Raw genomic sequence first — 26114 nt, 5'->3', positions numbered from 1 at the left:
ACCTATCATCGTTATAGATATTATATCTTGGATCAATGAAGAAAGACATGGTATGATACGATTATTAGATTGGAATGATTCAATTCATAACCTACCAATACATGAGGTGAAAGAAATGTCGAAGAAAAAAACAATGTTCGAAAAAATCTGGGACAATCATGTCATCCACCAGGAAGAAGGCAAACCGAGCGTCATCTACATCGACCTGCATCTGGTTCATGAGGTGACATCTCCCCAGGCCTTCGAGGGCCTGCGGCTCTCCGGACGCCAGGTGCGACGTCCTGACCTGACCTTCGCCACGATGGACCACAACGTACCGACTAAGGACCGCTTCAACATTACAGACCCGATCTCCAAGCAGCAGATCGACACGCTGACGCAGAACTGCGAAGACTTTGGCGTCACCTTGTACGACCTGAACAGCATCGACCAGGGCGTCGTTCACGTCATGGGACCGGAGCTGGGGCTGACCCATCCCGGCAAAACGATCGTCTGCGGCGACAGCCATACTTCGACGCATGGCGCATTCGGCGCTCTGGCATTTGGGATCGGCACCAGCGAGGTGGAGCATGTGCTGGCGACCCAGTGTCTGCAGCAGTCCAAAGCCAAGACGATGGAAATCCGTTTTAACGGCAAGCGCAAGCCAGGCGTTACCGCCAAAGACTTGATCCTCGGCGTGATCGCCCAGTACGGCACCGATTTCGCAACCGGCTACGTGCTGGAGTACACAGGCGAAGCGATCCGCAGCCTGTCGATGGAAGAGCGGATGACCGTCTGCAACATGTCGATCGAAGCGGGCGCCCGTGCCGGTCTGATCGCTCCCGACCAGACGACCTTTGATTACCTCCGCGGACGCGAGTATGCACCGCAAGGCGAGAAATTCGAAGAAGCGGTAGCCGTGTGGAGTCAATTGACTACAGATGAAGGCGCCGAGTACGATACTGTCCTCGAATTCGACGTAGACAGCCTGATCCCGCAAGTAACCTGGGGCACTAGCCCGGGCATGGGAACCGACATTACTGCGACAGTACCGGTACCGGCCGAGCTGCCGACCGAGAACGAGCGCAAAGCAGCCGAGAAGGCCTTGGAATACATGGGTCTTACGCCTGGCACGCCGATGACGGAGATTGACATCGATTATGTATTTATCGGCTCGTGCACGAACGGACGGATCGAAGACTTGCGCGCAGCTGCAGAGGTGGCTCAAGGCCACAAAGTCAGTGATCGCGTGACTGCGATCGTCGTCCCGGGTTCGGGGCGCGTCAAGATCCAGGCCGAGAAGGAAGGGCTGGACAAGATCTTCGTGGAAGCGGGATTCGAATGGCGCGACGCCGGCTGCTCGATGTGTCTGGCGATGAATCCGGATGTTCTGGAGCCGGGTCAACGCTGCGCTTCGACCTCCAACCGCAACTTTGAAGGCCGTCAGGGCCGTGGCGGACGCACGCATCTGGTCTCGCCTGCGATGGCCGCTGCGGCAGCTGTCAAAGGACGTTTCACCGATGTCCGCGACTGGGAATTCAAGACGGCCGTTGTCAACTGATATCACTGACTGAGAGGAGCATATATCTATAATGGAAGCATTCAGCAAACTGACGGGTATCGTTGCACCGGTTGACCGGGTCAACGTGGATACCGATGCCATTATCCCCAAACAATTTTTGAAGCGCATTGAGCGCAGCGGCTTCGGCCAGTTCTTGTTCTACGAATGGCGTTTTCACGAAAACGGCGAGGTGAACAAAAATTTCGCTCCGAACCAGGAGCGTTATCAAGGCTCGTCGATTCTGATCTCCCGCGCCAACTTTGGCTGCGGCTCCTCGCGCGAGCATGCGCCATGGGCGATCCTGGATTACGGCTTCAAGGTGATCATCGCGCCGTCTTATGCCGATATTTTCTACAACAACTGCTTCAAGAACGGCATCCTGCCGATCAAGCTCTCCGAGGAGCAGGTCGAAGAGCTGTTCCAGCGCACAGCGACACATGAAGGCTACGAGCTGACTGTCGATCTCGAGAACAAGAAGCTCTCGGATGCGCACGGTCTTGAGATTGCCTTCGATCTTGACGAGCACCGGCGTCAGTTTCTGCTGCAAGGTCTGGACGATATCGGTCTGACGCTGCAGCATGAAGACAAGATTACAGCTTATGAAGCCAGCCGTGTGGCGTTTTAACGCTGCACGACCTGGCTTGCCCGGATGAATCGCAGCACCGCGAGGCGTTCGGGCTTTTCATGTTTTGCTCTTAAAATTTTCCTCGAAACGCAACTTTTTATGTCGGCCTGCGTCTAATGTTCGTCTGGCGTTATTCGGATGCGACGGTTCGGATGTCATCAGCCAACTAATCAGTCTTCGAGGTGAATGATGAAAAAGTTAGTATCCATGCTGTTGATGCTGTCGGTCATGCTGGTCCTGACGACTCATACTGGACAAGCCGCTGCCGTACCCAAGCTTTATCTGAACGGAAATACCCTGGCTTCAGACGTCGAGCCCCGCCTGGTAAACAATAACACCATGGTGCCGATCGCAGTCATTGCTAGCGGGATGGGCTACCAGGTAGGCTGGGATCAGAACACCAAGTCGGCAAGCATACATAGCGGGCAGACCGAGATGGTGCTGACCGTGGGCAAGGCGACCGCTCTGGTGAACGGTCAGCAAGTGAGGCTGGATGCGCCTCCCCTCATCGAGAAGGGACGCACCATGCTGCCGCTGCGATTCGTCGGCTCGCAGTTCGGACTGGATGTGCAATGGGATAACGTCGCCAAGTCTGTACACATGAATGATAAGCAGCCTTCTCTGCCAGGCAACCCCGGAGTTCCCCCGGGAGCTGGCCCTAGCCCGGATCTGCCGCCGGACAGCGGATACATCCAGGCGATCTCTTATGATGGCGTCAGCCGATTCTCAATCTCATACGATGGCGTGATCGCGCCGAATGCGATGATGGTGTTGACCGGGCCGGACAGGCTGGTGCTGGATCTGCCGAACACATCGTTTGGGTCGAGGTTCGAGCCGGGTACACCGTCAGGGGAAGCCAGCTTTGAGGTGGACGGCCATCCTGCGCTCAGCGGCATCCGCTATTCTGCGCACGCGGATAAGCCGCTCCGCATCGTATTCGATCTCGCCGTTCCTACCTCATATGAGTTATCCCAAAGCGACGGGATGCTGAATATCGATGTCAAGTATCCCGAGCCAGGCGCCGTACCGTCTCCCGGTACGGACAGCGAAGGCAACAAGATCTACAAAGTGGTGATCGATGCCGGACATGGGGGCAGGGATCCCGGAGCGATCAGCATTACAAAACGGCAGGAGAAGGAGTTTAACCTGTCGGTCGCTTTGAAGATCAAGGCGCTGCTCGATAAAGAGCCCCGGATCCAGCCGTACATGACCAGAAGCGACGACACGTTCGTCGAGCTGGCTGACCGGGCAAAATTTGCCAATGACCTGAAAGCGGACTTATTCCTGTCCATTCATGCCAACAGCTTCAGGCCTGAAGTTACAGGTACGGAGACGTATTACAACCGCCAAAGCAGCCGGGCGTTCGCCGATGTGATGCATAAGCATCTGGTGAAGGCTACGGGGCTGCCCGACCGTAAGGTCAGACAGGCCAACTTTGCCGTCATCCGTCAGACGACGATGCCGGCGATCCTGATCGAGGCGGGATATCTCTCCAACCGGCATGACGACAGCGTTCTCGCCAAGAATGAAGTGCGGGACCGGATCGCCCAAGAGATGGTAGCAGGAATCAAATCCTATTTGAAATTGTCTTAGCAGAATCGGAGGGATACCCAATGCGTGGAGTCAAAAAATTGCTGATCGTAACGGCAGCCGTCCTGGTACTGTCAGGTTGCGGAGCAAGAGAAGAGCAGCTCTCGGAAACACCGGCAGCTCCGGGTGTGGAGAACACCCCTATTGACAATGAAGCGACTCCCGAGGAGAATGACATAGAGGAGCAGCCAGAAGAGACGCAGCCGGAGAACAGCGGCGAGACGACGGAGCCGCCCGCCTCGGGCGAAGAGGAAGTGGATGCTGTGTCCGAGGAGCGTCTCATCAAAGTATACCGCACCGATGATCAACTGATGGAGCTTGTCGAAGCCGAAGAGGTCATTACGTTCACAGACGAGCAAGAGATGCTCGAGGCGGCACTGGACAGGCTGCAGCAGGATGGGGACGAGGGCACGATATCGCTTTGGAAAGAAATCCAATTCAAAGACGTTTCTGTTGCCGACGGCAATGTTGTTCTCGATCTGAGCGTACCGGGCGAAGCCAGAATGGGTTCGGGCGGAGAGGCTTTTGCAGTTGAGAGCATTACGAGCACGGTGTTCCAATTTGAAGCATTCGATACCTTGCAGCTGCTCGTCGACGGCGAGCAAGTCGAGTCGCTGATGGGGCATGTGACGCTAGAACATCCTTTCGTTAAATAGGGTCTGATCACCGACCTTTTTGAACCTTTATTTATTGTCAATTCATATTTTTTGTCGACTATGCGCTGTGATTTTTTCACAGCGCATAAAGTCCGAATGGAGGCGTTTTTGTAAATGACTCGAAAGTCGTCATGGCAGAAGAAGATCGCTTTAGCGCTTGTCTTTTCAATGACCGCGGGGTCTGCTGTTACCGTGGTTCCGTCCGCCTACGCAGAAGAGACCGTTGCTCCGGTTAAGGCAACTCCTTACGTAGATGTCGTTGCCGGTCATTGGGCCGAGAAGCATATCGCCAAGCTGTCGCTTCAGGGCATCGTCCAGGGTTATGGAGCAGATGGCAGATATGGCACCAATGATGGCGTATCGCATGAAGATGCAGTAATCATGGCAGTCCGGTTTCTCGGCCGAGAGGACGAGATCGATTTGGAACAGAATGTTGTCTTCCCGGAAGATTTCGGAGTGAAAGATTATGCCAAGCCCTATGTAATCTATGCTATGCAGAATGGTCTGCTTGATCGCGACCAGGAATTCGAGTTGGCCGAAGAGCTGCCGGAAGGATGGGGCTCCCGCAAAGCAAGCCGCGAGTGGGTCACGCGTCTGATGATCCGGACCATTGCGGAGACGGAACTTGCAGAGGAATTGGCTAACCGGCCATCCAGCTTCAATGACCGCAACCAGATCGATGCAGAGTATCGGGGCTTTGTAAACGCCGCCGTTGAGCTGAAGCTGATGAACGGTGTGAGCGAAGACAAGTTCGAGCCCAAAACGACGGTCACCCGGGCCATGCTGGCGACCTTGCTCAGCCGCGCCCAAGGCCAGTTTGCCGTGGACTATCCCGCTCAGGCACAAGGGCTGATCAGCAGGCTGACCGATACCGCGATTACGCTTTTTGATGTCGAAACGCAGACATCGCGTACCTTTGAGCTGGATGAGCGTTCGATCTTCTATCGTTTCGACTCCGAAACGCAATCTGCAGCGGACAAACTGACGTTGTATGCGGAAGCGCTCGTCCTCGCCGAAGGCGGCAAAGCGCGTTTCATCGAAGGCGCCAGCGACGATGCTCAGGTCGAGACGCTTGAGGGCGAGATCGCCCGCGTCGTGCCGGCCGAGAACAAGGTCTGGCTGTGGATGGGTACGAATCCTATCGAAGTGAATTATGACAGCTCGCTCATCATCAGGAGTCGGTCTGGACAGAGCCTAACCATCGCTGATCTGGTCGCGGGCAGTACGGTTGAAGTGCAACAGGACACCTTCCGCAGCCAGCCGCTTGCCCTATCACTGACGGTGCAGGATGCACCGGTCAACAAGAGCGGAGCAGGCACGGTGCAGGCGGTGAGCAGCAGCTCAATCACCGTATTGAACAGCGAAACCGGTGAGTCGGAGAATTGGGAATTCTCTTCCAATGTTCTGGTTACGCTGAACAATCAAGTCAAACAGCTGAGCGACGTGACAGCCGGCAGCAGCATCACTTACGAAGTAAGCAATAGCCAGATTACCGCTATCCGGATGTCGCAGACCGCCGGCTACACGGAAACTGGAGAATTTTACAACGTTAGCGAAGACGGCCGGATGATCAACTATATTAGCGGCGGCGAACCCAAAGCCCATTTCCTTGCATCCAACGTCCAGGTTGTCATCGAAGGATTGAACAATCCGACCACCTCCGATCTGGTTCAGGGAGATCAACTGGAACTGACGGTGAATGAACAAAGAATGATTACAGCTATCAAAGTGGCCAACCGTCAAGTGGAATACTTGAACGGCGCCCAGATCATCTCATATGACAAGGAACGCAAAGTACTCACGGTCCTTGACGGCAGAGGACGAGCCGAGGCCATTACGATTACGCCAAGAACCCGCATTACGTATAACGGCACCGTCTACCCGCAGCAGGCGGCAGAAGATCTGCTGACGAGAGACAAGAAGATCTCGATCGGTTATACGGATCGCACTGCTGTTTCCATTGAGCTGGTGCTGAACTATACCGGCAGGCTGACCGCGCTCAACCAGTCGGCCAACACAATCACGCTGGCCCTGCAGAACGGCACCTCGATCACGGTGGACTATCAACATATGGCAGTCGACTTGTACGGGCGGACTACGGCGACGATCGCTGACCTGAAGATTGGCGACAATGTAACAGCCATCCTGGGCGCCAACCAGGATCGTGTCGTAGCGCTGCAAGTGCATACTGTAGCTCAGCAGGAGATTGTCTCTGTGGACAACAACGGCAAGAAAGTAAGACTGCGTGCCGACGACGGTACGGTAACAGACTGGTTCGTCACGTCGAACTGGCAGTTCCACTCCGCCGCCAACCAGCCGATTACACTGGCCAATCTGACGCCGGGTCAGCTTGTGAATGTTACGTTCATCGGCAAACAGCCGGCCGCCCTCAAAGTCGTCGATGTCAAGTCGGGCAAGCTGGCGTCTATCGGATCCGACCGGATTACGATTACCGAGTATAACGGAAGCAGCACCGACGTCCAACTGGGCAGTTCGTTCCGCATCGAGAAGAATGGTGCGGTGAGTACCTCCACGGCAGCTCTTGCCGTAGGCGATCATGTGGAGATCCGCAAGGATACGCTTGATCAGCCGGTCGTTGCGGTCAACAGCGGAGTCACCCGCACGTTCTGGCGACAGGACACGGCAGCCGGGGAGCTGCACGTGCTGCGCAACGGCGTGAACGACAACAACTACCGCTTCAAGCTTTCGCCGGAGACCAAGGTATATGTTGACGGTGCCCTAAGCAGCGTCGATGCGCTCAAGAACGGCGATCGTCTTACTCTTTATGTAGTAGGCGGCAAGCTGGTGGAAGTGATCAAGTAATTGGATTCATAGGATACTAAGTTATGGTTGAAACCCGGTGACCGTCTGCGAATCGACGGTTCCCGGGTTTGTTTCGTTTGGCATTAGCCGCTATGAAAACGCATCCAATTGTCCGGGTTCCGATTCTGCAAAATATTGTTGCAACTTCATACGGAATAGGCTTGCGTACCGCGACATTTTTCGCTACACTTTGAAACGAAGCCCATTATTGGGGAGCGTAATCGAATGAACAAAAAACAAATGAGAGAGATTCTGGACGTGATCGGCAAGATGTTTCCAGATGCTCATTGCGAATTGAATCATAGCAATGCTTTTGAACTGACGATCGCTGTACTGCTGTCTGCCCAATGTACAGATGAGACGGTCAACCGGGTAACCGCAGACTTGTTCCAAAAGTACAAGCGGCCTGAGGACTACTTGCAGGTGCCGCTTGAAGAGCTCCAGCAGGATATCCGCAGGATCGGGCTGTTCCGCAACAAAGCTGCGCATATCCAGAAGCTGTGCCGCATGCTGATCGACAAGTACGATGGCGAGGTGCCGCGGCTTCATGCGCAATTGACTGAGCTGCCGGGCGTTGGCCGCAAGACGGCCAATGTCGTTGTCTCCAATGCTTTTGGCGTGCCAGCCATTGCTGTAGATACTCATGTGGAGCGTGTTTCCAAGCGGCTGGGGGCGGCAAAGGCCGACGATTCTGTACTCGAGGTCGAGAAGAAGCTCATGAAGCTTGTTCCGCAGGAGGAATGGACGCAGACGCATCACCGACTCATCTTTTTTGGGAGATACCATTGCAAAGCCCAGCAACCGGCTTGTTCGGTCTGCGAGCTGCTGGACCGGTGCAAGGAAGGCAAGAAGCGTATGAAGCCGGTCACAGTCAGGAAAGATAAGGAAAAGACCATTACATTACCCAGCAAAGGATGAGAGACGATGAAGTGCATTTCCGTATACACCAACAATTTTGAACTGTTCTCCGATATCTATCCGGATATCATCGCAGCACCCCCTGCAGACAATGAAGAGGTGATTCTCGAAGGCGTTACCGTGAGCGGAGCAGGAGATGTGCCCGATCAATACCTGGAGCGCATGCGGGTCAAGCCGGAGGTTGTCGTCATGCGCGAGAAGAAGCGCGGCATCACTATACTGCAGCACGGCAACGTATTCGAAATCTGCATGCCCGACGGCAATGAAGAAGGCACGGTCGAGTAGAGCACTCAAGGCCAATTCAGTAATAGATATGGAGAGATTACACATATGAGCAGTATGACTCAGAGCGCAGCGGAGCCGGTCTCCGCTGCGCTCTTGGAGATTGCCGGGCAGATGGAATCGGCGGGAGATTACAGGCATGCGGAGCGGCTTCGCGAAGTGAATGGCAAACTCGCAGAGCAGCAGCTCGTCGTGGCATTCTGCGGTCACTTCTCCGCTGGCAAGTCGACGCTAATCAACCGGCTTTGTGAGGCGCCTTTGCTGCCGTCTAGTCCGATCCCGACGAGTGCTAACGTCGTCTCAATCGCGGACGGCGCGCCCTGTGCCCGAATCGAGCAGTTTAGCGGCGGCCAGCGCAGGATTATCGAAGCGGCGCCCGAGGAGCTGGAAGCTTATTGCGTCAACGGTGAAGAGTTCACCTCAGTTGCGATTACGTACCCAATCCCGCGGCTAGGCGGTCATACCGTGCTGCTGGATACGCCGGGGATCGATTCTACAGATGACGCTCACCGGATGGCGACCGAATCGGCGCTGCATTTGGCGGACGTCGTTTTTTATGTCATGGATTACAACCACGTACAGTCGGAGATCAATTTCGCATTTGCCAAGCAGCTCAAAGACTGGGGCAAGCCGCTCTATCTGATCGTCAACCAGATCGACAAGCACCGCGAGCAGGAGCTTGCCTTTGAAGAATATAAACGCAGTGTTGAGGAGGCGTTTGCCGGGTGGCATCTTGAGCCGGCAGGCATCCTGTATCTGTCGATGCGGCAGACGGATCATCCGCATCAGCAGTGGACATCACTGGAGCGCCTGCTCGCAGGTCTTGCTGAGCTGAGGCAGGAGCTGAGCCGTGTCAGCGTGGAAGCGTCGGCCCGCCACCTGCTGGAAGAGCATGCACGCTGGCTGGCGGAGGAACAGGAGCCGCAGCGCGAGAAGCTGCTAGCCGAGGCAGGAGGAGAATCGGGACTGGTGGAGCTGCGACAGGAGCTCGAAGGAATCGCTGCAGCGGAGAAGACACGCAGGGAAGCGCCGGAACGGCTGAAGATCGGACTGCGGCAAGAGGTCCAGTCGCTGCTGGATAATGCCAACATTACACCTGCTGCTACCCGCGATCTTGCGCATGCGTTCCTGGAGAGCCGCAAACCGGGCTTCAGAACGGGGCTGCTGTTCGCCGGGGCGAAGACGGCAGCCGAGCAGGCGAGACGTCTGGAGCAGTTCAATACCGAGCTGCAGGCAGGCATACGGTCCGGCATTGAGTGGCACTTGCTGGAGCTGTTCCGCAAAGAGGCTGCGGGGCTTGGCTGGCAGGACGAGACGCTGGAGCAGCGGCTCGCAGCAGAGCTGACCGGTCTGGTGCAGCCGTCGATGCTGGAGGAGCTGATCCCGCCGGGTGCCGTGTTCAGCAATGAAGCGACGATGAACTACTGCAGCTCACTCTCGGCCGCGATAAAAACGCGTTACCGCAAACAAGCGGCAGATTGGTCCGAGCTGTTGGCAGAGCGGGCGGCGGCGGCGGGAGACGCGCAGGCGGCCGGTCAGAGAGCTAGGCGAGAGGAGCTGTCCCGGCAGACGGCCGCGCTGTCCCGCCTGGAGGAGCTGGAGTCGAAGCGGAAGATACATGAGACAGAGCTGGAGCGGCTGTTGCCGCCAGCACAGCCGATGCCCCAACTGCCGGCGCCTGAAGCGGCGGCTGCCGTCTCGAGCGAAGGCATGCCGAGCACTGTGGACGTCAGACCGCGGTCTATCCCCGCATCGGAGCAGCCGGCTGCCCTCCAGGCGTCCTTGGCTGGAGCAGGAGGCAAGGCTATGGGCACAACTGACGCAACAGCCGGCAGCGGCAGCCTGGCAGGAGCTGCTGTCCTGGCACCGCAGCGGCTGGCTGCCGAGCGCCTGCATCGGGCTGCGGATCTGCTCCAGCCGACTGCCTCGCTGGCCTCTGCGGTTACGGCGATGCGCAGCAAGGCGGAGCGGCTGCAGCGCAACCGGTTTACGATCGCGTTGTTCGGTGCGTTCAGCGCAGGCAAGTCTTCCTTTGCCAATGCCCTCATCGGCGAGCCGGTGCTGCCCGTGTCGCCGAATCCGACGACAGCAGCGATCAACCGGATCGTCCCGCCTTCGCCGGGTCAACCGCATGGCTCGGCGCGGATCGTCATGAAATCGACAGCAGCGATGGTGGACGATCTTCAATACTCGCTTAAGCTGCTGGGCGAGGAAACAGGCGGCCTCTCGGCAGACGCCCTGTTGGAGCGCATCGAATCTCTGACCCCGGAGGCGCTGCATCCGGGCGGAAGACCCCACTATAGCTTCCTGAAGGCTGCGGCCAAGGGCTGGAAGACGCTGGAGCCCCATCTCGGCGGGGAGCTGTTCGTCGACACCGCCGGATACCGGGCGTATGTAGCCGAGGAGTGGCGTTCCTGCTTTGTCCGCGAGATCGAGCTGTTCTACGACTGTCCGCTGACAGCCCAGGGCATCGTACTCGTCGACACGCCTGGCGCGGACTCGGTCAATGCACGTCATACGGGTGTGGCGTTCAATTATATTAAAAATGCAGATGCAATTTTATTCGTAACTTATTATAACCATGCCTTCTCTCAGGCTGACCGGCAGTTCTTGCTGCAGCTTGGCCGGGTCAAGGACCAGTTCGAGCTGGATAAAATGTTCTTCATCGTCAATGCGGCCGATCTCGCCGCTGATGCAGCCGAGCTGGCAGGCGTCGTGGGTCACGTCGAACGCAATCTGCTGCAGCATGGCATCCGTTTCCCGCGGCTGCACCCGATCGCCTCGCTGGCGGCGCTGGACGCCAAGCAGCAGAGAGATGCGCAGGGGATGGCGCAATCCGGCATCCAGGCGTTCGAAGATGCCTTCCTGCGCTTTACCTCGACGGAGCTCGGGCAGCTGGCCGTAGATTCGGCTGCCGAGGAGATCGCCAGAAGCGCCAAGACGATCCGCAGCTGGCTGCAGACCGCCAGAAGCGACGAGCTCTGCCGACAGGCTCGCCGCGAGCAGCTGACCGTCCGGGTCGGCGAAGCGCTGGAGACGACAGGAGCGTTCCGCAGCCGATTGTCCTTCGAGCCGATCAGACAAGAACTGCAGGAGCTGCTGCACTATGTCTTGCAGCGGGTACAATACCGGTTCGGCGAGCATTACAATCTGGCCTTCAATCCTGCCAGTCTGCAGGAAGACGGCCGGGATCTGCGCAAGATGCTGTGGACCTCCTGGCTGGAGCTGCAGCGTCTGCTGCAGAGCGAACTCTCGGAGGAACTGCTGGCGACCACGCTTCGGCTGGAGGGGGCCGTCAAGCGACAGGTGGGCGCCCGGTACGACGCTGCAGCGGCAGAGCTTGCCGAGCGGCTGGAGGGCTTTACGGCGGCAGCCTTCGATCCGCAGGAGATAGAGGCGCCGGATACGGGGGAAGTCTGGCAGACCGATGTTGTTGACCGCAAGCTCTTGTGGACCCGCTTCCGCTCACCGCGCCACTTCTTCGAAGGCGACGGCAAAGCGCAGCTCCGTCAGGAGCTGGAGAAGCTGCTTGCGGGGCCGCTGCAGCAGTATGCCGATGCGATCGCAGAGGCCTGGTCAAGCCACTATGAACGACAGTGGAGCCGGCTGGCCGAAGCGACGGAGACGCAGCTCAAAGCTGAGATCCAGAGCTACGGTGACAGTACGCTAGCCTCATGGTCAGAGCTTACCGATCCGGCGGAGCTGGAGCGGCTGCTTGCCGGTATCGAGGCAATCGTCGCCGAGAGCCGGCAGGAACCGGTTTGAGTCGGCGGGCCGTCCAGACTCGTATAAATCATAATGAATCAAGCCCGGGACAGCCGGGACCAGGCAGCTGGACTGCCCGGTCCCGGCTGTCTGCCGTCCAAGTGCAATTGTCTTTTATTTTCTCCGGCCATTGGAGCGCCGGAGTCGGCCGTTCGCCGAGCTCCAAGGCGCTTTTCTTCCCTTAGAGCGGCGTACCCGGCGATTCGCTTTGCGCCAAGGCAAACTGTAACGGCCTCAGCTTGGCCATCCGCCTGCGTTAGCCGCTATTTTTCAGGAACTTGCACACGTTTTTTGCAGTTTATAACGAAACGCGAGCATTATGCCGCTCCGGGGGATGAAAAACGACTATTCGGGAGAATACCCCCCGCTTCGTTTTCCATATGTGAACAAATGATGACACAGTCTAAAATATGGTGCGATGCACGGTTTGCCGTCCGGGTGGGATGCTGGTAATATTCATTCATGCTTATAAAAATGGTCAAGGGAGAGAAAATGGCGTGAATGTGTTCAGGCAACTTAAGGATTTTTACTGGCCCGAACGAAGGCTTCTTTATGTCTCGATCATCGCTCTGATGTTCGCGACGGCACTGGGGCTGGTGTATCCTAACCTGCTGCGGGTGCTGCTTGATGATGTGATTGGGCTGGAGCGTTACGAGCTGGTACCGCTACTATCGCTGACAGTTGTAGGCGTTATCACGCTCAAGGCAAGCATGCAGTTTGTGCATGGCTTTTTTGGCGGACGCCTGGGCAACAAAGTCGCTTACCGGCTTCGGGACGGCAGCTACAAGAAATTGCAGGAATTATCTTTCCCTTACTACGATACGGCCAAGACCGGCGACCTGATGTCCCGGTTGACTGCGGATCTCGAGGCGATCCGGATGTTTATCGGCTTCGGTTTTGCCCAGATTCTGAACATGTTCCTGATGGTGCTCTTCGGCGGCGCGATGATGATGACGATCCATTGGCAGCTGACGCTGCTCACGTTCATCTCGATCCCGTTTCTGGCGCTCGTCGCCCTGAAGTTCGAGCGCAAGATCCATCCCGCATTCCAGGAGATGCGTCTGGCGATGAGCCACTTGACCACAGCTGTCCAGGAGAACATCACCGGTGTGCGGACGGTCAAGTCGTTTGCCCGCGAGCCGCATGAGGTGGACAAATTTTCGGTACGCAGTGACGAATACCGCAACAACCAGATTCGCGCAGCCAAGATCTGGGGCAATTACTTTCCGGTCATGGAGCTCCTCGCCAGCTTGTGCGTGGTTATGCTGCTGGTCGTTGGCGGCAGACTGGTCATCAGCGGATCGCTGTCGATCGGCGAATTGGTCGCATTTTTCAGTCTGATCTGGTTTATCATCCAGCCGATGTGGCAGTTGGGCTTCCATATCAACAACTATACCCAATCGAAAGCGTCGGGGGAGCGGGTATTGGAGCTGCTTAATCAATACGTCCATGTCAAAAACCCGGAGCAGGCAATCGTCCTGGACGATCGCAAAACGGAGGGGCATGTCCGGTTCGAGAACGTTACGTTCAACTATGCGGACAAGAAACCAGCGCTCACCGATCTGTCGCTGGAAGCGCCTCCGGGCAAAGTAATCGGCTTCCTCGGCGGCACCGGTTCGGGCAAGTCAACCGTCATCCAACTGCTGATGCGGGCTTATAACGTCAGGCAGGGACGGATTACGTTCGACGGCATCGATATCAATAAGCTGGACGTGCGAAGTTTGCGTCGCCAGATCGCTCCGGTATTCCAAGAGACTTTTTTGTTCTCGGCCTCGATCCGCGACAACATCGCATACGGCGTAGGCCATGTGTCCGATGATGAGATTATCCGGGCCTGCCAGCTGGCCAAAGCGCATGAGTTTATCATGGAGCTGCCGCTGGGCTACGATACGATCGTCGGCGAGCGGGGGCTGGGGCTCTCGGGCGGCCAGAAGCAGCGGATCGCCATCGCCCGTGCGCTGATCAAAAATCCCCGGGTCCTCGTATTGGACGATTCGACGAGTGCCGTCGATATGGAGACGGAGCACGAGATCCAGGCCGGCTTCCGGGAGGTTATGAAGGGCCGGACAACGTTTATCATCGCCCACCGGATCTCCTCGCTGCGCCAAGCCGACGAGATCATCGTCCTGGATGAAGGGGTTGTGGTGCAGCGCGGCACGCATGAAGAGCTGATTGCAACCGCAGGCCATTATCGCGATACGTACAATATTCAATATGCCGATCGGCCGACCGATGCGGCGGCTACAGAAAGAAGGGTGTCAAGTTGAGCGAGCAAGCCTCCAAAACTAGCGACAAGCGGTCGCGCTTCGTCTATCAGGACGATGAACTGATCGAAAAGCCGTTCAACTGGGCGCAAATGGGCCGACTGGTTCGTTATATGAAACCTTACCGCAAGCAGCTGATTCCGATCGTGATGCTGATGATGATCATCGGCACTGCGACGCGGCTGGCGATTCCGGCGATTATCGCGCTGGCGATCGATGAAGCGATCTTTCCGGAGAGTGGGGCCGGCAGCTACGAGCAGCTCTATACGTACGCAGGCTGGATGCTGGGATTGTATATTATTCAATGGGCGGCCAATACGTTCCGGATCCGCTTCACGAATATTATCGGGCAGAAGATTATCTATGATCTGCGCAAGGACTTGTTCAGCCACATCCAGAAGCTGTCGTTCCGCTTCTTCGACAAGCGGCCGGCAGGATCCATCCTGGTGCGGATTACCAATGACATCAATGCGATGCAGGACCTGTTCACCAACGGCGTAGTCAACCTAATGATGGACTGCGTGCAGCTGGTCGGGATCGTCGTCATCCTGCTGCTGCTGAACTTCCAGCTCGGTGTGGCGGTCATGATCACCGTGCCGCTGATGTTCCTCGTCTCCAGCGCCCTGCGGCGGCGGATCAGGCTCGCCTGGCAAGGGGTGCGGATGAATCAGTCCCGTATCAATGCGCATCTTAACGAGAGCATCCAAGGCATCAAGGTGACGCAAGCCTACGTACAGGAGCAGGATAACATCGCTTACTTCGACAACATGAATCAGAGCAACGTGAAAGCCTGGAACAAGGCGTCGGCGCTCAACCAGGCGTTTGGCCCGGTCATCGAGATCACCTCGGCGATCGGTATGCTGATCTTGTTCTGGTACGGCTCTCACCTGATCCAGACGGAAGTGCTGACGATCGGACTGCTGGTTGCCTTCGCCCAGTACATCGGCAACTTCTGGGATCCGATCAACCGGCTGGGCCAGATGTATTCGCAGCTGCTGATCGCGATGGCCTCCTCGGAGCGATCTTCGAATTCATGGACGAGAAGCCGAACGTAGCCGAGCTGGAATCGGCCAAGGATCTCACCGAGATCCGCGGCGATGTGAGCTTCGACAACATCGTCTTCGAGTACGAGAAGGGACGTCCGGCGCTGAAGAACATCAGTCTGGACGTCAAAGCCGGCCAGTCGATCGCTCTGGTCGGGCATACCGGCTCAGGCAAGAGTACGATCATCAATCTGCTGTGCCGCTTCTACGACCCCGTCGAGGGACGCGTGCTGATCGACGGCCAGGATATCCGCGATGTGACGATCTCGTCGCTCCGGTCCCAGGTTGGCATCGTGCTGCAGGATACCTTCATCTTCTCCGGTTCGATCCGCGACAATATCCGGTACGGCCGCCTGGATGCGACTGATCATGAGGTCGTGCTGGCCGCACAGGCGGTCGGCGCCCATGACTTCATCATGGATCTGCCTGACGGCTACGATACCGAGGTGCAGGAGCGCGGCAATATCCTGTCGATGGGCCAGCGGCAGCTGCTGTCCTTTGCCCGTGCGCTGCTGGCGGATCCGCGTGTGCTGATCCTAGACGAGGCGACGGCAAGCATCGATACCGAGACGGAGCTGAAGATCCAGGAAGCACTCAAGACGCTGCTGTTCGGCCGCACCTCGTTTATCATCGCGCATCGGCTCTCGACGATCCGCCACGCCGACAACATCGTCGTGCTCGACCATGGCATTATCATGGAGCAAGGCAATCACGACGAGCTGATGGCCAGAGGCGGCATCTATCACGGTTTGATCGAGGCGCAGTATCGTTTCTTGTCGGCTTAACGCAGGTTCGGAGACGCCGAATCTCCCAGGCAAAGCTATTCAAACGATCTAAAAGAACATCGAAGTCGTTTTTGCTTGACTTATCCGCAGACAAACCTCCACAATGGAAGAAAAACCAGCGGCTTGCCGCTGCTTCCAGGAGGTTTTTTCTGTTGAATTATGGATCGCCGCTTCACCCGCAGGCCACCAAAATCATGCTGCTCGGATCGGGAGAGCTGGGCAAGGAAGTCGTTATTGAAGCGCAGCGGCTAGGTATCGAAACCATCGCCGTCGACCGTTATGCTCATGCGCCGGCTATGCAGGTAGCCCACCGCTCGCATGTCATCGACATGCTGGATGCGGATCAGCTTAGACAGCTGATCGAGCAGGAGAAGCCGGATCTGATCGTTCCCGAGATCGAAGCGATCGCGACTTCGGTGCTGGTGGAGCTGGAGCAGGCAGGGCAGCGTGTTATCCCGACTGCGCGTGCAGCACAGTTGACGATGGACCGCGAGGGTATCCGCCGCCTTGCTGCAGAGGAGCTTGGTTTGCCAACGGCGCCTTACCGGTTCGCCGACAGTCTGGACGAGCTCCGTCAGGCGGTCGCCGAGCTCGGGACGCCTTGCGTTATCAAGCCGATCATGAGCTCTTCCGGCAAAGGCCAGAGCGTATGCCGTACCGAAGCGGAGATCGAGGGATGCTGGCAGCTGGCGATGGACGGCGGACGGGCGAAGCGGCAGCGTGTCATCGTCGAGGGATTCGTTACCTTCGAATCGGAGATTACGCTGCTGACTGTGCGCTCGGTGTCGGGCACCGCCTTCTGCGCGCCGATCGGCCATATCCAGCGCGACGGCGATTACATCGAGTCGTGGCAGCCGCATGAGGTGTCGGCCGAGAATCGCCGTCAGGCGGAAGAGATCGCGAGCCGAATCACCGATGCGCTGGGCGGATGGGGCATCTACGGCGTTGAGTTGTTCCTGACAAGAGATGGCGTATTGTTCAGCGAAGTATCGCCGCGTCCGCATGATACGGGCATGGTGACGATGGTCACCCAGGATCTGTCGGAGTTTGCCCTGCATGCCAGAGCGATCCTCGGCCTGCCGATCCCTTCGATTCGCCAGCTCGGCCCCGGTGCTTCCTATACGCTCAAAGCGGATCGCGAGAGCGACCATTACCGTATCGAAGGGGTTACCGAGGCACTGGCTTTGCCGCATACGCAGGTCAGGATCTTCGGCAAGCCGCAGACTCGGATCGGTCGCCGGATGGCCGTAGCGCTCAGCAGTGCCGACGATGTAGCGACAGCCCGGGAGCATGCCCGGAGAGCCGCCCAGTCGCTGCATCTTGAATACGGCGAGTAGCCGGCCAGCACCCCGCAAGGCGCGCAGAGTGATGTGCGCTTTGCGGGTTTTTGCGTGGTTCGCAAAGCGGTATCGTGCGGCTTGGTAGAGAAGACCCGGACGTCCTCCATTTGCAAATTCAGGCCGGAAGATTTATTTTATAGGTTAAGTATGTAAGAATAAGAGGATGACTAAGGATACGGATTGTGGGAAAAAGAGGGGGTTACAGCATGGACAAGCAGCGTAGGGCAGAGCGGCAAGGTGCAAAAGGATTGTGGCGGGTCATCGCTCTGGCAGCCACAGCGGCAACGCTGGTGCTACTATTCGGCTTTGGCTACGCAGTGAGCGATGTGATGGGGCTGGGAGGACCCAGGCAGACGCTGCAGTCCCCGGATCACACGCCTGATCTGGCAGACCGGCAGGAGCTGCGGGTCACCGCGATGGGAGATTCGTTGACCCGCGGCGTGGGCGACACTGGAGGCAGAGGCTATGTGAACCGCGTGCTGGACGGATTGTCGGAGAAGCTCGATGTACCGGTCAGGCTCAATAACAATCTGGCCGTGGGCGGACAGCGCATGGACGGTCTGGCAGACAAACTGGCGTCCGACAGCGGCTACCAGTATGCGATCCGACAAGCGGATCTGATCCTGCTGACGATCGGGGGCAACGATCTGTTCCAGTTCGCCCAGTATCAGGAGGAGCTGCCGTCTGGAGAAGGGGAGTCGCCCTCTGGTGTGCCGGTGCCGCCGGAGGGGACGGAGACGGGGATAAGCGGGATCCCCGGCGGACTGAGCGTCGAAGCGGTAGCCGAGCGGATCGGTGTTGCACTGGAGCGCTTCCGGAGTGTTGCGGGAGCGATCCATGAGCTCAATCCCGAAGCGAGATTGATCTACGTCGGTTTATACAATCCATTCTATGATGTCCCCGAGCTGCGGCCGGCCAGTATGCTCGTCCAGCAGTGGAACAGCAGCGTGTATACCATCCTGCAGGAATACCCCGCCATGCATATGTTGCCTACCTATGATCTGTTCGAGGAGACGATCGACACCTATTTGTCCGCTGACCGCTTTCATCCGAATGGTGCGGGTTATGAGCAGATCGCTGATCGGATCATCCAGATAGTCGAATGAGAGGAGGGGAAGGGATGGCTGAGCAGGAGATTATCTTAACCGTACAGGGACTGCAAAAGACGATCCGCCGCAAGAAAATCATCCACGAGGTCAGCTTTGACGTGCGCAAAGGGGAGATCTTCGGATTCCTGGGCCCCAACGGCTCTGGCAAAACGACGACCATCCGGATGCTGGTCGATCTGATCAAGCCGACTGCGGGTTCGGTCAAGGTGGGCGGCTACGATGTGCAGCGCCAGCCGGAGCAGGCGCTTCGCCATATCGGATGTATCGTCGAGAACCCCGAGCTTTATCCGTTCCTGAGCGGGTGGGAGAATCTCGAGCACTTTGCCCGTATGCTGCCCGATGTCGGCGCAGACCGGATCAGCGAGGTCGTGAGCATCGTTGGCATGAGTCAGCGGATCATGGACAAAGTCAGCACATATTCCCTGGGGATGCGGCAGCGTCTCGGGATCGCTCAGGCGCTGCTGGGACGGCCCAAGCTGCTCATCCTGGACGAGCCTACGAACGGGCTGGATCCCAAAGGCATCAAGGAGCTGCGCGAATTTATCCGGATGCTTGCCGCTCAAGGCATGAGCCTGTTCATCTCCAGCCATCTGCTCAGCGAGATCCAGCTGATGTGCGATCGGGTCGCGATCATCAGCAGAGGCAGGGTGCTGGCGGTCGGCGGTGTCGAGGAGCTGGTCAGCCAGGCCGGCGGGTACGTGCTGTGGCAAGTGAGCGATCCGGGCGCGGCGCGGACGTTGATGCAGACCGATCCGCTGGTGCAACTGGTGGATGAGCGCGATCATGCGATCGATGAGACGATACTGACAGCTCTGCCGGGGGCGATCGTGAGCGCCATCCCGGAAGAACATATCGCTGCTGTGCTGCGACAGCTAGTAGAGGCAGGAATTGATGTGACAGGTATGCAGAAGGTATCGCCGTCACTCGAAGAGCTATTCTTGAAACTGACGGAGGGTGAGGGGATTGACTAAACAGCTGTTATCGCTCATACAGAATGAAACGCTGAAGATCTGGAAGAAAAAGCGGTTCTATGTCATCCTTATCATCCTAGCCATCCTGGTGCCGATCTTTACTTACGCCCAGATGATCATGTCGACCCGGGATGAAGCTCGATTCGATGATTGGCGCAATCAGCTGCAGGAGCAGATCACCGATTATGAGAACACGCTCTCAAGCAACCGGATACCCGAGGAGTGGAAGCAGTTCCGCCGTGTGATGGTGCAGCAGCTGACCTATTATTTGGAGCAGGATGTCAATCCCAACGCTCCCAATGCGGTTACGTTTACGCGGGGCTTCATGAGCAATTCCGTAACGCTCTTCATCCCGCTGATGGTACTAGCGATCGCTTCCGATCTGGTCTCCGGCGAGCGGACAACAGGCACGATCAAGATGCTGCTCACACGGCCGGTACGGCGGTGGAAAATCTTGTTCAGCAAGCTGGTGGCTCTCACCTTCTACGTCTCGCTGACGATCGTGGCGATGGCGCTTATCTGCTACTTGATCTCCGGGCTCGTCTTCGGGTACAGCGGCTGGGGGCTGCCTATCTTCACGGGGTTCGTGATCAATGGCTCCGATGTGGATACGACGAATGTGCATGCGGTGCCGCAATGGCAATTCCTGCTCATGCAGTCCGGGCTGACCTGGTTTGCGGCCATGGTGGTTGCGGTGCTCTCGCTGATGGTATCCGTGCTGCTGCGGAGTACGGCTGCAAGCATCGTCACGATGATGGCGGCGATTATCTCGGGGACGATCCTCTCCAATATGGCCTCCGCCTGGGAAGGCGCTCGATACATCTTCTCGGTGAACCTGCAGCTGACCGGTTATCTCGAGGGGACACCGCCGCCGGTCGAGGGGATGAACCTGCTGTTTTCGCTGGTTGTTCTGGCCGTTTGGGCGGTCGGCTCACTGATCGTCTCGTTTACTGTCTTTACTAAACAGGACATCTTGAATTAAAATAGCTTGAGTATATGCAAGAGGTACGCATCGCGGAAAGCAAGACACAGGAGAACCAGGCCGGGAGCCTGGACTCCCGTTGCTTTAGATAGCCAAGGGGGACGCTTATGACCGAGCAAGTGAACAAGTTAATGAATGCGCCGGCTCAGGAACGGGGGTACGACGCTGAAGATATTCAGATTTTGGAAGGGCTGACGGCGGTCCGCAAACGGCCGGGCATGTATATCGGCAGCACCACCACGTCAGGGCTGCATCATCTGGTATGGGAGATCGTCGATAATGCGGTGGACGAGCATCTGGCCAAATATTGCAGCGAGATCGATGTCATCATACATAACGATCAATCGATCACAGTCAAGGACAACGGCCGCGGCATCCCGACCGGCATGCACAAGACGGGGGTCCCGACGCCGCAGGTTGTCTTCACGATCCTCCATGCCGGCGGCAAGTTCGGGGGCGGGGGGTACAAGAAGTCCGGCGGCCTCCATGGCGTCGGAGCTTCGGTGACTAATGCCCTCTCGGAATGGCTGGAGGTCGAGATCGCTCGCGACGGCAAGCTGCACAAACAGCGTTTTGCCTACTGGGTCGATGAAGCGGGAGCTGAGCATGTCGGCGAACCGGTGACGACACTGGAGGTCGTCGGCAAGACAAACCGCACGGGCACGAAGGTAACCTTCAAGCCCGATTCCCGCGTGTTCCATGGCAATACGACGATCAACTTCGATACGCTCGCGGAGCGGCTGCAAGAGATCGCTTTTCTGAACTCCGGCCTCAAGGTTACCGTCAAGGACGAGCGTGCGGACAAGCATGAGATGTTTCATTACGAGGGAGGCGCCCGTCAATTCGTCCAGTTCCTCAACGAGGACAAGGCGGTCATGCACGACGTCATCCACTTCGCAGCCGAACGTGACGATATCGAGGTCGAGGTGGCCATGCAGTACAACGACGGCTATACGGAGACGATCGCTTCCTTCGTCAATTCGATCCCGACACGCGGCGGCGGTACGCATGAGACAGGCTTCAAGACGGCTTACACCCGCGCGATGAACGACTACGCTCGCAAAACGTCGCTGCTGAAGGAAAAGGAAAAAAATCTCGACGGCACTGACCTGCGCGAAGGCATGATGGCGGTCATCAACATCAAGATGGCCGAGGTCGAGTTCGTCGGCCAGACGAAGGATCAGCTCGGCAGCGCCTCTGCGCGCAGCGCAGTCGATGCGATCGTCACTGACAAGATGCAGGTGTTCCTGGAGGAGAACCCCCAGGTTGCACAGCAGCTCATCAAAAAAGCGGTGCAGGCGAACAAGGCCCGCGAAGCGGCGCGCAAGGCTCGTGACGAGATCCGCAGCGGCAAGAAGCGCAGCGAGAGCTCGAACCTCGGCGGCAAGCTGACGCCGGCTCAGTCCAAGGACTATGCCCGCAACGAGCTGTTCATCGTCGAAGGCGATTCGGCCGGCGGATCGGCCAAGCAGGGTAGAGATTCCAAGCATCAGGCGATTCTGCCGCTCAAGGGCAAGCCGATGAATCCCGAGAAGGCGCGGCTCGGGGATATCCTCAAGAACGATGAATACAAAGCGATCATCGCGGCGATCGGCGCCGGGGTCGGGCCGGAATTTGACGCCACTGAGGGCAATTACAACAAGATTATAATTATGACGGACGCGGATACGGACGGTGCGCATATCCAGGTGCTGCTGCTGACTTTTTTCTATCGCTACATGAAGCCGCTCATCGATGCAGGCAAGGTGTACATCGCCCAGCCGCCGCTCTACAAAATCTCCAGCAAGTCGGGCAAGCACAGTACGATCCGCTACGCGTTTACCGATGAGCAGCTGCAGAACTACCTGAAGGAGTTCAAATCCTATGAGCTGCAGCGCTATAAAGGTCTGGGCGAGATGAATCCCGATCAGCTCTGGGAGACGACGATGGATCCGGAGACGCGCACGCTGCTCCAGGTGCAGATCGAGGACGCCGCCAAGGCGGAGAAGCGGGTATCGACGCTGATGGGCGACAAGGTCGAGCCGCGCAAGCGCTGGATCGTCGAGAATGTGGACTTCATGGAATATGAGGATGCGGAGGGGATCGAAAAGTGAGCAGCCAAGGAACCGAACAATTTCTCCCGGCTTTCCTCGAAGAGGTGGTCGGCGACCGCTTTGGCAGATATTCCAAATATATTATCCAGGACCGCGCCATCCCCGATGTGCGAGACGGCCTGAAGCCGGTACAGCGACGGATCCTGTATGCGATGTACGACGCCGGCAACTCGCCGGACAAGCCATACCGCAAGTCGGCCAAGACAGTCGGCGATGTTATGGGCAACTATCATCCGCATGGCGATTCCTCGATCTATGAGGGCATGGTGCGGATGGCCCAGCCGTGGAAGATGGGGCATATGCTCGTCGACGGCCATGGCAACTGGGGCTCACAGGACGACGATCCGGCTGCGGCGATGCGGTATACCGAAGCGCGCCTGTCACCGATCGCAATGGAGCTGCTGCGCGATATCGAGAAACGGACCGTGTTGTTCAAGGACAATTTTGATAATACGGCCAAGGAGCCGGTCGTATTGCCCGCACGTTACCCCAATCTGCTGGTCAATGGCGTCAGCGGCATCTCCTCCGGCTTCGCCACAGAGATCCCGCCCCACAATCTGCGCGAGGTGATCGACGCCTGCATCGCGCTCATGTCGCGGCCAGAGATGACGCTAGAGGAGCTGATGGGCATCGTCCGCGGACCGGACTTCCCCACTGGCGGGCTGATCATGGGCGAAGAGGGCATCAAGGAGGCGTATCGCACGGGCAAAGGCCGTATCTATCTGCGTTCGCGTACCGAGATCGAAGACATGCGCGGCGGTCGTCAGCAGATCGTCATCACCGAGATCCCCTATCAAGTGGTCAAATCAAGACTAGTCACAGCAATGGAAAATATACGGCTGGAGAAGAAGGTCGAGGGCATCGCCGAGGTGCGTGACGAGAGCGGCCGGAACGGCCTGCGCATCGTCGTCGAGCTGCGCAAGGAAGCTGACGCGCAGGGCATCCTCGCGTATCTGCTTAAGAAGACGGATCTGCAGGTTGCCTACAACTTCAACATGGTTGCAATCGTCAACAAGGCGCCCCAGCAGCTCGGGCTGCAGCCGATGCTGCAGGCTTACGTCGACCACCAGAAAGAAGTCGTTACGCACCGCATCCGCTACGAGCTCGAAAGAGCCGAAGACCGCGCCCATGTGCTCGAAGGACTCGTCAAAGCGCTAAATGTGCTTGATGAAGTCATCGCCGTCATCAAAGCGTCAAAAAACCGCCAGGACGCCCAGAAAAACTTGATCGACCAGTTCGGTTTCTCAGAACGGCAGGCCGATGCGATCCTTACTTTGCAGCTCTATCGGCTGACCAATCTGGAGATTACGACGCTGCAGAAGGAGCTGAAGGAAATCGCCAAGCGGATCAGCGGCTATCAGGCGATCCTCGGCAGCAACAAGAAGCTCGTCCAACTGATCGCCGGCGAGCTCCAGGAGATCCGGGAGAAATACGGGATCGACCGCCGCAGCGAGATCAGGGGCGAGGTCGAGGAGCTGAAGGTCAATCTGGAAGTGCTGGTTACGCCGGAGGACGTGCTCGTGACGCTCAGTCAGGACGGGTATATCAAGCGGACATCGATGCTATCCTTCACCAGATCGGGAGGCGAGCTCGAGAGTGCTGGTGTCAAGGAAGGCGATATGATCCGCCACCTGCTGCCGGTCAATACGATCGAATCGCTGCTCCTGTTCACCAAGAAAGGCCAGTACTTCCTGTTGCCGGTCCATCAGATCCCGGAGTTCAAGTGGAAGGACAACGGTACGGCCGTCGTCAATCTGGTCCCGCTGCCCAAGGATGATGCAGTAGTGAGTGTGATCCCGGTGAAGGACTTCAATCAGCCGGAGCTCTCGCTCGTCTTCGTCACCAGGCGGGGACAAGTGAAACGGACCGAGCTCAAGGATTACATGACCTCACGCTCAACAGCAATCGCAGCTTGCAAGGTAGGTGCTGGCGATGAAGTGATGCTCGTCGAGACAAGCGATAATACAAAGGAGCTGCTGCTTGTCAGCAAGCTCGGCATGAGTATCCGGTTCCGCGAGAATGAGGTCAATCCGATGGGACGCGTCTCGGCGGGGGTCAAGGGCATCCAGCTCCGCGAAGACGATGAAGTCGTAGCGGCGATACACGTCGAGGGCGACGAAGGCGAACTGCTCGTCGTCAGTGATTTTGGTTATGCCAAGCGCTCGCTGCTGCTGGATTACCCGGTTCAGGGCCGGGGCGGCAAAGGCGTGGCAACGTTTGAATTTAAAGAAGGCAAGCGGGTCCGCTCCAATGGCGAGCGGCTGATCGGAGCGCTCTGGTGCAAGCATGAGCAGCAAGTGACGCTGGTTACCGTCAGCGGCGCGCAGCATCTATTCTCGACGGAGAAGGCGCCGATCGACGAACGCAGAGCTACCGGCAAGTCGCTTGCTCCTGCGGACAAGAAGGATCCGGGCGTGCTGTTGCTCGTACGCGGTCAGTCATAAGGCCTGCCGACCGGCTCGACCTTCTCCTGCAGGTTCAAGATGACTTCCAAGAGGACCCACAGGGGCACCGGTTCATGCAGCCGGTCCAGCCACTGTGGGTCTTTGAGCAGTCCAGATGCCCGGATGCGGCGCAGCAGGTCGCCGTCAGGTTGGTGCATAGTGATCCCTCCGTGTATACAAGATGTGCGTCCCCCGTCGGTTCTTAGGCTATAGTCTATGTCTGAAGCTGTCAAAATGTTCGGTTTTTTATCAGTTCATCATACAAATTATTAATCTCGTTAACCTTTTATTCGACATTTGCGGATGCTATACTTAAGGACAGGAGGTGGGGAACATGCACGCTGCAGAGTTCACTCGACTATGGACGAAGTTCTCAAAGGAATGGAAGCTGTATCTGGAGGATGCGCTTGCGCCTCATCTGACGGAAGGCCAGCTCAATGTGCTGGAGCTGCTGCTGCAGCATGATCCGATGAAGCCCTCAGATCTGCTGCAATATCTGAACACGACACCCGCTGCCATCACGACGCTTCTCGACCGGATGGAGCGGGGGGGCTTGATCACACGCAGCCGCGACCAGTCCGACCGCCGGATCGTCTGGGTGACGGTCACGGAGAAGGGACACCGGGAAGCCAAGCGAGGCACGGATCTGAGAGAGGCATACATCAATGATGCGCTCGATGGACTATCCGTCCACAACCAGCAGCTGCTGGTCTACCTGCTCGGCAAGGTCGTCTATGCTGACGAATCCCGGGCCAAGGCGCAGGTTAACTCGGCCGTATAAGATCGCAGGGACAGAAGCGCCGACCGTGTCTCCTCATTGAAAGCCGGCCCCTATAGGAATGCTCCGCCGCGGACCCGCTGCCATCGTGCAGCGGGTCCGCGGC

General features: G+C 57.5%; 17 protein-coding genes and 1 pseudogene. 17 read left to right on the top strand and 1 reads right to left on the bottom strand.

All coding sequences use genetic code 11. From position 1 onward, the window contains the following. Window positions 1–115: 115 nt before the first annotated feature. The 16 genes and pseudogenes from leuC (at window position 116) to gyrA (ending at window position 25230) form a co-directional block, all read left to right on the top strand. A complete protein-coding gene (gene leuC, locus ABC336_RS01730; RefSeq protein ID WP_413237019.1) occupies window positions 116–1540 on the top strand; it encodes a 3-isopropylmalate dehydratase large subunit in 1425 nt (474 codons plus the stop codon). A gap of 31 nt (window positions 1541–1571) precedes the next feature. Next, window positions 1572–2165, top strand: coding sequence for a 3-isopropylmalate dehydratase small subunit (leuD, locus tag ABC336_RS01725; protein WP_413237018.1), 594 nt, complete (start codon window positions 1572–1574; stop codon window positions 2163–2165). Between the two features lie 186 nt (window positions 2166–2351). Beyond that, the gene (locus tag ABC336_RS01720) at window positions 2352–3758 is read left to right on the top strand and encodes an N-acetylmuramoyl-L-alanine amidase family protein (protein ID WP_413237017.1); all 1407 of its coding nucleotides are present in this window, start codon (window positions 2352–2354) and stop codon (window positions 3756–3758) included. A 20-nt stretch (window positions 3759–3778) separates the two neighbouring features. Continuing rightward, window positions 3779–4411, top strand: coding sequence for a GerMN domain-containing protein (locus ABC336_RS01715; RefSeq protein ID WP_413237016.1), 633 nt, complete (start codon window positions 3779–3781; stop codon window positions 4409–4411). Between the two features lie 114 nt (window positions 4412–4525). Beyond that, window positions 4526–7234: an S-layer homology domain-containing protein gene (locus tag ABC336_RS01710; protein WP_413237015.1), complete on the top strand. Its 2709-nt coding sequence runs from the start codon at window positions 4526–4528 to the stop codon at window positions 7232–7234. A 225-nt stretch (window positions 7235–7459) separates the two neighbouring features. Beyond that, window positions 7460–8152 (top strand): endonuclease III, encoded by a 693-nt coding sequence (nth, locus tag ABC336_RS01705; RefSeq protein ID WP_413237014.1) that lies wholly within the window; start codon window positions 7460–7462, stop codon window positions 8150–8152. A gap of 6 nt (window positions 8153–8158) precedes the next feature. Continuing rightward, window positions 8159–8437 carry an NAD/NADP transhydrogenase alpha subunit gene (locus ABC336_RS01700; RefSeq protein WP_413237013.1) on the top strand — a complete coding sequence of 93 codons (279 nt, stop codon included), beginning with the start codon at window positions 8159–8161 and terminating at the stop codon, window positions 8435–8437. Between the two features lie 45 nt (window positions 8438–8482). Further along, entirely contained in the window at window positions 8483–12199 is a 3717-nt protein-coding gene (locus ABC336_RS01695; RefSeq protein WP_413237012.1) for a dynamin family protein, read from the top strand. Window positions 12200–12696: 497 nt separating this feature from the next. Then, a complete protein-coding gene (locus ABC336_RS01690; protein ID WP_413237011.1) occupies window positions 12697–14466 on the top strand; it encodes an ABC transporter ATP-binding protein in 1770 nt (589 codons plus the stop codon). Next, window positions 14463–16291: pseudogene (locus ABC336_RS01685) on the top strand (ABC transporter ATP-binding protein). Before ABC336_RS01690 ends, ABC336_RS01685 begins: the two are co-directional and overlap by 4 nt. A gap of 152 nt (window positions 16292–16443) precedes the next feature. Next, window positions 16444–17628: a formate-dependent phosphoribosylglycinamide formyltransferase gene (gene purT / locus ABC336_RS01680; protein ID WP_413237010.1), complete on the top strand. Its 1185-nt coding sequence runs from the start codon at window positions 16444–16446 to the stop codon at window positions 17626–17628. A gap of 209 nt (window positions 17629–17837) precedes the next feature. Next, window positions 17838–18737 (top strand): GDSL-type esterase/lipase family protein, encoded by a 900-nt coding sequence (locus ABC336_RS01675; protein ID WP_413237009.1) that lies wholly within the window; start codon window positions 17838–17840, stop codon window positions 18735–18737. Then, window positions 18734–19711 carry an ABC transporter ATP-binding protein gene (locus ABC336_RS01670; RefSeq protein ID WP_413237008.1) on the top strand — a complete coding sequence of 326 codons (978 nt, stop codon included), beginning with the start codon at window positions 18734–18736 and terminating at the stop codon, window positions 19709–19711. Before ABC336_RS01675 ends, ABC336_RS01670 begins: the two co-directional genes overlap by 4 nt. Further along, window positions 19704–20693, top strand: coding sequence for an ABC transporter permease (locus tag ABC336_RS01665; RefSeq protein WP_413237007.1), 990 nt, complete (start codon window positions 19704–19706; stop codon window positions 20691–20693). The genes ABC336_RS01670 and ABC336_RS01665 overlap by 8 nt, the downstream gene beginning before the upstream one ends. A gap of 107 nt (window positions 20694–20800) precedes the next feature. Then, window positions 20801–22786, top strand: coding sequence for a DNA topoisomerase IV subunit B (gene parE / locus ABC336_RS01660; protein ID WP_413237006.1), 1986 nt, complete (start codon window positions 20801–20803; stop codon window positions 22784–22786). Beyond that, window positions 22783–25230: a DNA gyrase subunit A gene (gene gyrA, locus ABC336_RS01655; protein ID WP_413237005.1), complete on the top strand. Its 2448-nt coding sequence runs from the start codon at window positions 22783–22785 to the stop codon at window positions 25228–25230. The genes parE and gyrA overlap by 4 nt, the downstream gene beginning before the upstream one ends. Here gyrA and ABC336_RS01650 read toward each other — a convergent pair. Beyond that, window positions 25221–25388 (bottom strand): hypothetical protein, encoded by a 168-nt coding sequence (locus ABC336_RS01650; RefSeq protein WP_413237004.1) that lies wholly within the window; start codon window positions 25386–25388, stop codon window positions 25221–25223. The genes gyrA and ABC336_RS01650 overlap by 10 nt on opposite strands. Window positions 25389–25564: 176 nt before the next feature. Between ABC336_RS01650 and ABC336_RS01645 the strand changes: the two genes are divergently transcribed. Beyond that, window positions 25565–26011 carry a MarR family winged helix-turn-helix transcriptional regulator gene (locus ABC336_RS01645; protein WP_413237003.1) on the top strand — a complete coding sequence of 149 codons (447 nt, stop codon included), beginning with the start codon at window positions 25565–25567 and terminating at the stop codon, window positions 26009–26011. Window positions 26012–26114: the final 103 nt, after the last annotated feature.

Source organism: Paenibacillus jepli (assembly GCF_047238105.1).
In the GTDB taxonomy this organism is placed as follows: Bacteria; Bacillota; Bacilli; order Paenibacillales; family Paenibacillaceae; genus Paenibacillus_D.
Note: the sequence above shows the minus strand (reverse complement) of the source record. Positions and strands in the feature narration are given on the sequence as shown.